A 5,095-nucleotide genomic window follows, 5' to 3' on the forward strand; every position below is an offset into this window, starting at 1 on the left:
TGTCGGTTAGTATATAGTTGATAACATAGGTTGGTTCTAATGGGTAATGATGATCTTTTTCCCTTCTATTTTAAACTTTACGCCCGTAAAGCCTAAACCATCCAGCACTTTAGAAGCGGTCATATTGCGGTAAACCTCTCCCGTAAAGGTCCCTGCAGGCATCTGAGCAGGATATACGATGTCCACATCGTACCACCGCGCAATTTGCCGCATTACAGTAGGCAGATTCGCATTTTCAAAACGGAACAAGCCATTTTTCCAGGCAACAGCCTCCTCAAGATCCGCAGGAACAACTTTGATCTTACCACCGGCAAGGACAGACTGCTGGCCGGGTCTGAGGATCGCGTCATTCACTTTTACACTACCCTCAAGCAGTGTTGTTTTAATATTCGGTTCATCCGCATAACTGTTGATATTAAAGTGAGTTCCCAACACTTCCACATCCTGTTTTAGGGTCTTAACATGAAAAGGATGGCTTTTATCCTTAGCAATCTCGAAATAGGCTTCGCCGCTTAAAGTAACCTCCCGTTGCCCACGCCCAGTAAAGGAAACCGGATAAATCAATTTAGAGGCGGCATTAAGCCATACTTTAGATCCGTCAGGGAGCCGGACCTGATACTGACCTCCTTTCGGAGTTTCGATTGTGTTGAGAACGTCCGAATAGCCAGTCCGGGATCCCGAACTAAATTTGCTTCGCAGCTCTGACGGGTCAGGATGACGTGGAGCATAAACCACTTTCCCATCAGCAGTTTTTGTAATTTCTACACCCGCCTCTTTAGCAATGGCACCATTAGCAGCATCAGTTAAGGATACACGTTTACCATTCGATAAAATCAGGTAAGCTTTATTAGAGCCAGGGTTAAGGTCGTGACCAGCGAGTCCGAGATCCTGACCTGCGTTATGATGACGAAGTGTGTTAGTATAGTAGTTATAAAAGAAAACACCCAATCCCACAACCAAAAGAACAGCAGCAGCCGCCGCAATCCGAGGCCATAACTTAACCGTTCTGCTCCTTCCAACATTTCCTTTAGCCTCATCCGGCAACCCAGCCCACATTTCCACACCAATCTGATCAAAATCAGACTCAGACAGGCCAGAAGCCTCATCAATAGCAAACTGGCTATACCAGTCCTCCACCAACTCCCGCTCTCCATCCGAACACAAGCCCGAATTATATTTTAAGATCAATGCTTTAGCTTCTTCTTTTGTCATAACATAACGAGGTTTTATCTTCCCCAATTAATACCATAAAGAACAACTCAGGCCAAAGGGGTACAAGGATTGAAAATATTTTTTATTTTTTTTCGAACCAGCAACCACACCGCTTCATTCAACACAATATTACCAATTATTATTTCTTTAAATTAAATATAATGATTTTTCAGGTTAAAATTTTTTATTTAAAAATACTACATCTACATTAGCCCCAACAACCAGCAATAACCAATGGGAAAAATCAAAAAAACGGGAGAAAAAGCATCAAATGAAAGTCAACAGGGCAACAAATACGATAAAATCCTGAAGGAGCACCTTGAAATCACACTACCAACAGTGATCAAAGACATCCTCGGGCTGAACCTCTCTATGACTGAAGAAATACCAGACGACATCCAACACACCAAAGAAAGAAAAGCAGATGCATTAAAAAAAGTAACAGATACAAACGGAAACAAGTATGTTCTTCACGTGGAATTTCAAGTTCCCAATGAAAATGAAATGGTATACCGCATGGCAGAATACAACATCATGCTCATGCGCAAATACGAAATGCCCATAAAACAATATGTCATCTTCCTCAAAAAGAATAAACCAACAATGGCAACCTCCATAGACGCCGAAAACCTTAAATTCAATTACAACCTGATACGCATCTCAGAAATTGACTATAAGCTATTCTTAAGATCAGAAAATCCGGAAATAAAAATGCTGGGTATACTCGGCGATTTCGGCCAGGACGACAAAGATAAAGCCATACAAGCCATTATAGATCAAGTACAAGAAAAATCAAAAAGTGATTTCGCCAAAAAAAGATATTTCCAGCAATTACGTATCTTCGTACAATTGCGAACCAGTATTGAACAACAATTTCAACAAGCTATGCAATCAGTAAGCACATTTTTTAAAGAAGAAAAAGATTTCCTTTACAAAAAAGGTGAACAAAAAGGATTAGAAAAAGGAATAGAACAAGGGTTAGAGAAAGGGATTGAAAAAGGAATAGAAAAAGCACAGGCCAAAGCCCTTGAAGAAAAAAAAGAAATAGCCCGTGAACTCAAAAATAAAGGTTTGGCTATAGATTTTATTTCTAAAACCGTTAAACTCACCATCAAAGAAATTGAAGCCTTATAACCACAGCCAAATACACGAAATCCGGTCTGCACCCAAGAAAATATGTTTTCGAGATCGAACCTTAGAACCTGGAGGTTCAGCGCGATCAGAAAACATATTTTCCCAACATAAATCACTATGGGAATTATAGAAACAGAAAAAATGCTGAATATCGAACAAGGAATCGAGATTGGGAGATCGCAAGAAAAAGAACATTTTGTGGCCAACCTAATTCTCCAATTAGGCCTTTCAGATGCCCAAGCTGCTAAAGTTGCAGACGCCCCAATTTCCTTTGTAAAAAAAATCCGCAGCCAATTAAAAGAAATCAGCAATTAAAAATATATACACTTCCGCAGAAAGCGGTACATAATAAAAAGGCCAAATCAAATGATTTGGCCTTTTTATTATGTACCCTGTACCAATACACCATCTTCAGCCCCGCGGCATAACCCCTATGCCTTTCATTCTCTCGATCAAAATTTTGGCAAACCCTACAATATTATCATAAAAATATCAAATATTAATTTTTAAATAAATATTGACACCGTTAATTATTAAACATACCTTTACAACATTAACTAACAACAAAATAATTAAACAATGGGAAGATATCTAAGAACAGGAATTATTACAAAATTTAGCATTCCAGTTAAATCAGTAGAAGAACTACAAACAAAGAGCGAAACCTCAATAGAAGAAATTGTAAATACTTTAGTAGACAATCCTACTTCATTCAACCTCGATAAAACTGGTGAAAAATATATCTGGACACTAAAACCAGAAATTGTTGAAAAAGACCTACTACCCTTTTTAGAACAGTACTATAAAGATATGTATGTAAATGAACATCCGTTTGAAGAAGAAATCGAGGAGATTTTAACATTTTTAAAGTCTAACCCCACATCATCAACGATAACTACCTTCGCAAACGAAAACTTAAGGACCGTCTTCCATCAAGAAAGGAGACCAGAAAAATCCTTTGCCACTATAGGTCAAGAAGAGATAGAGTTTGATGTCAATAAGTTTATTTTAAGCTACGAGGGCAAGATTGTATTTGAATTCATCTATGGACATCTTAAATTCTTCCAAAGATCCATTAGAAAAATCTATCAGCAGACTTCACTGGGGGGCGGATTAATTATAGATGTTAGCAGGTAATTATAAAAAATCCCACAATCACCAATAAATAAATAACAACAAAATCATTAAACAATGGGAATTATAGAAACAGAAAAAATGCTGAATATCGAACAAGGAATCAAGATTGGCAACGAAAATTTTGTGAAAAAACTAATCTCAAAATTAGACTTTACTGATAAACAAGCAGCAGATTTTGCAGAAGTTCCCCTTACTTTCGTAAAAAAAATCCGCAGTCAGCTAAAAAAGGGCATCAATTAAAAGCCTTCCTTTAACCAAGAAATCCGGTCTGCACCCAAAAAATATGTTTTCAAGATCGAACCTCAGGGCCTGAAGCTCTTCGCGGAAGGTCCAGAGAGATCTGAAAACATATTTTCACCCACCCACCCCCCCTTTTACACTCAATATTCAGCTAAAATATTTAACGCAAACGTTTGTCTGAACAACCCGGACTTCCTTATTTTTTCGTAAAAATCCCAAATCCAGTCCCCCATTTCCAACCCAAAATCAAAAACGCACCAAATTCCAGCAATAAGCCCCCACCAAAAACCCCAAAACGCCCAACATCCATATCTCACTTTACCCTTAAACCACAAAAATTTCTCTTTTAGACAACACAAACCCAATTTCAGCCTCAGTCCACAACACCAACTCAAACGTTTGTGCTTAATCTTTTCATTTTATTTTTGGATTCAGTGGCTAGTTTAGTTTTCAATCGGGCTAACCTAAAACCAACTGATGATGGATACCAAACATCTAACCGAAACAGATGTGCACGATCTTTTTATCGCACACTACGCCAAATTGGTTCACTATGCTGCAAAGTTTGTTTCTCAAGAGCAAGCCAAAGACTTAGTACAAGATGTATTCCTGCAGTTGCTAAAAAAATGCGGCACCCTCACCATTGCCGGAAAGCTGGAACATTACGTTTACAAAGCCATCAAGAACAAATACCTCGATTACGTTAAATCTCAAAACGTACACGGAAAATATGTAGATCAGATCCTTCGCCTCAATTTAGACGAACTCAGCTATTACGATCCCTCAAACCATCAGAGTTTATTATTAAATGAAGATGAAGCCGCCCTATTTCAAGCACTGGAAAGCCTGCCAGATAAATGCCGTGAAATTCTTATCTCAAAATTCATTTACGGCAAAAAAACCATTCAAATCTCCGAAGAGTTCAACATCTCTCCACGAACAGTGGAAACCCATGTGTACAAAGGGATGAAGCAGTTAAAGCTTGCCCTGCGTAACGTCAGCATGCTTTTCAACTTCCTCCTGTAAAAAACCAATACCGTTCTGCACCTTTCCAGGTGATTAAAAATTTTTTTTTCTCCAATCAGTACGTAGTTTTTAAAAGCTCATCGTCTTCCTGGTATAAAACACACAAATGAAACAGGACGAAGCAACATACACACTCATACTAAAATACATTGAAGGAAAGACCAGTGAGGAAGAAACGGCTGAATTTCTGCAATGGATAGATCAGAGCCCGGAAAATAAAATCCTGTATTTTAAAATCAAAGATGCCGCAGAAGCCCTCTCGAAAAACGAAAGTCAGGTATCGGCCGATCCACAAGTATGGGCAAGCATCACCGAAAAATACAACAGAGAAGAAAAAACAGATAAA

The 5,095-nt window shown here is 38.4% G+C and carries 7 protein-coding genes; 6 read left to right on the forward strand and 1 reads right to left on the reverse strand.

Annotation, left to right across the window (positions count from 1 at the left end; all coding sequences use genetic code 11):
• Nucleotides 1-36: 36 nt before the first annotated feature.
• Complete coding sequence (locus VNZ46_RS22170) at nt 37-1,212, reverse strand: FecR family protein (protein WP_325562695.1); 1,176 nt, start codon at nt 1,210-1,212, stop codon at nt 37-39.
• A 234-nt stretch (nt 1,213-1,446) separates the two neighbouring features.
• On the opposite strand from VNZ46_RS22170, the gene VNZ46_RS22175 reads away from it, so the two are divergent.
• From VNZ46_RS22175 to VNZ46_RS22200, 6 genes are all read left to right on the forward strand, one after another.
• Nucleotides 1,447-2,346, forward strand: a complete 900-nt coding sequence (locus VNZ46_RS22175; RefSeq protein WP_325562697.1) for a hypothetical protein — start codon at nt 1,447-1,449, stop codon at nt 2,344-2,346.
• A gap of 117 nt (nt 2,347-2,463) precedes the next feature.
• Nucleotides 2,464-2,661, forward strand: coding sequence for a hypothetical protein (locus tag VNZ46_RS22180; RefSeq protein WP_325562699.1), 198 nt, complete (start codon nt 2,464-2,466; stop codon nt 2,659-2,661).
• A gap of 264 nt (nt 2,662-2,925) precedes the next feature.
• On the forward strand, nt 2,926-3,483 hold the full coding sequence (locus VNZ46_RS22185) for a hypothetical protein (protein WP_325562701.1): 558 nt from the start codon (nt 2,926-2,928) through the stop codon (nt 3,481-3,483).
• 54 nt (nt 3,484-3,537) lie between these two features.
• Entirely contained in the window at nt 3,538-3,723 is a 186-nt protein-coding gene (locus VNZ46_RS22190; protein WP_325562704.1) for a hypothetical protein, read from the forward strand.
• 477 nt (nt 3,724-4,200) lie between these two features.
• Nucleotides 4,201-4,749, forward strand: coding sequence for an RNA polymerase sigma-70 factor (locus VNZ46_RS22195; protein ID WP_325562706.1), 549 nt, complete (start codon nt 4,201-4,203; stop codon nt 4,747-4,749).
• 106 nt (nt 4,750-4,855) lie between these two features.
• Nucleotides 4,856-5,095 (forward strand): hypothetical protein (locus tag VNZ46_RS22200; protein WP_325562708.1); only part of this gene is annotated, 240 nt, incomplete at its 3' end.

This window comes from Pedobacter sp., from assembly GCF_035566355.1.
GTDB lineage: Bacteria > Bacteroidota > Bacteroidia > Sphingobacteriales > Sphingobacteriaceae > Pedobacter.

Coding starts and splice junctions, on each gene's coding strand:
- VNZ46_RS22185 (WP_325562701.1), top strand. CDS start 2,926: ATGGGAAGATATCTAAGAACAGGAATTATTACAAAATTTAGCATTCCA.
- VNZ46_RS22180 (WP_325562699.1), top strand. CDS start 2,464: ATGGGAATTATAGAAACAGAAAAAATGCTGAATATCGAACAAGGAATC.
- VNZ46_RS22170 (WP_325562695.1), bottom strand. CDS start 1,212: ATGACAAAAGAAGAAGCTAAAGCATTGATCTTAAAATATAATTCGGGC.
- VNZ46_RS22175 (WP_325562697.1), top strand. CDS start 1,447: ATGGGAAAAATCAAAAAAACGGGAGAAAAAGCATCAAATGAAAGTCAA.
- VNZ46_RS22195 (WP_325562706.1), top strand. CDS start 4,201: ATGATGGATACCAAACATCTAACCGAAACAGATGTGCACGATCTTTTT.
- VNZ46_RS22190 (WP_325562704.1), top strand. CDS start 3,538: ATGGGAATTATAGAAACAGAAAAAATGCTGAATATCGAACAAGGAATC.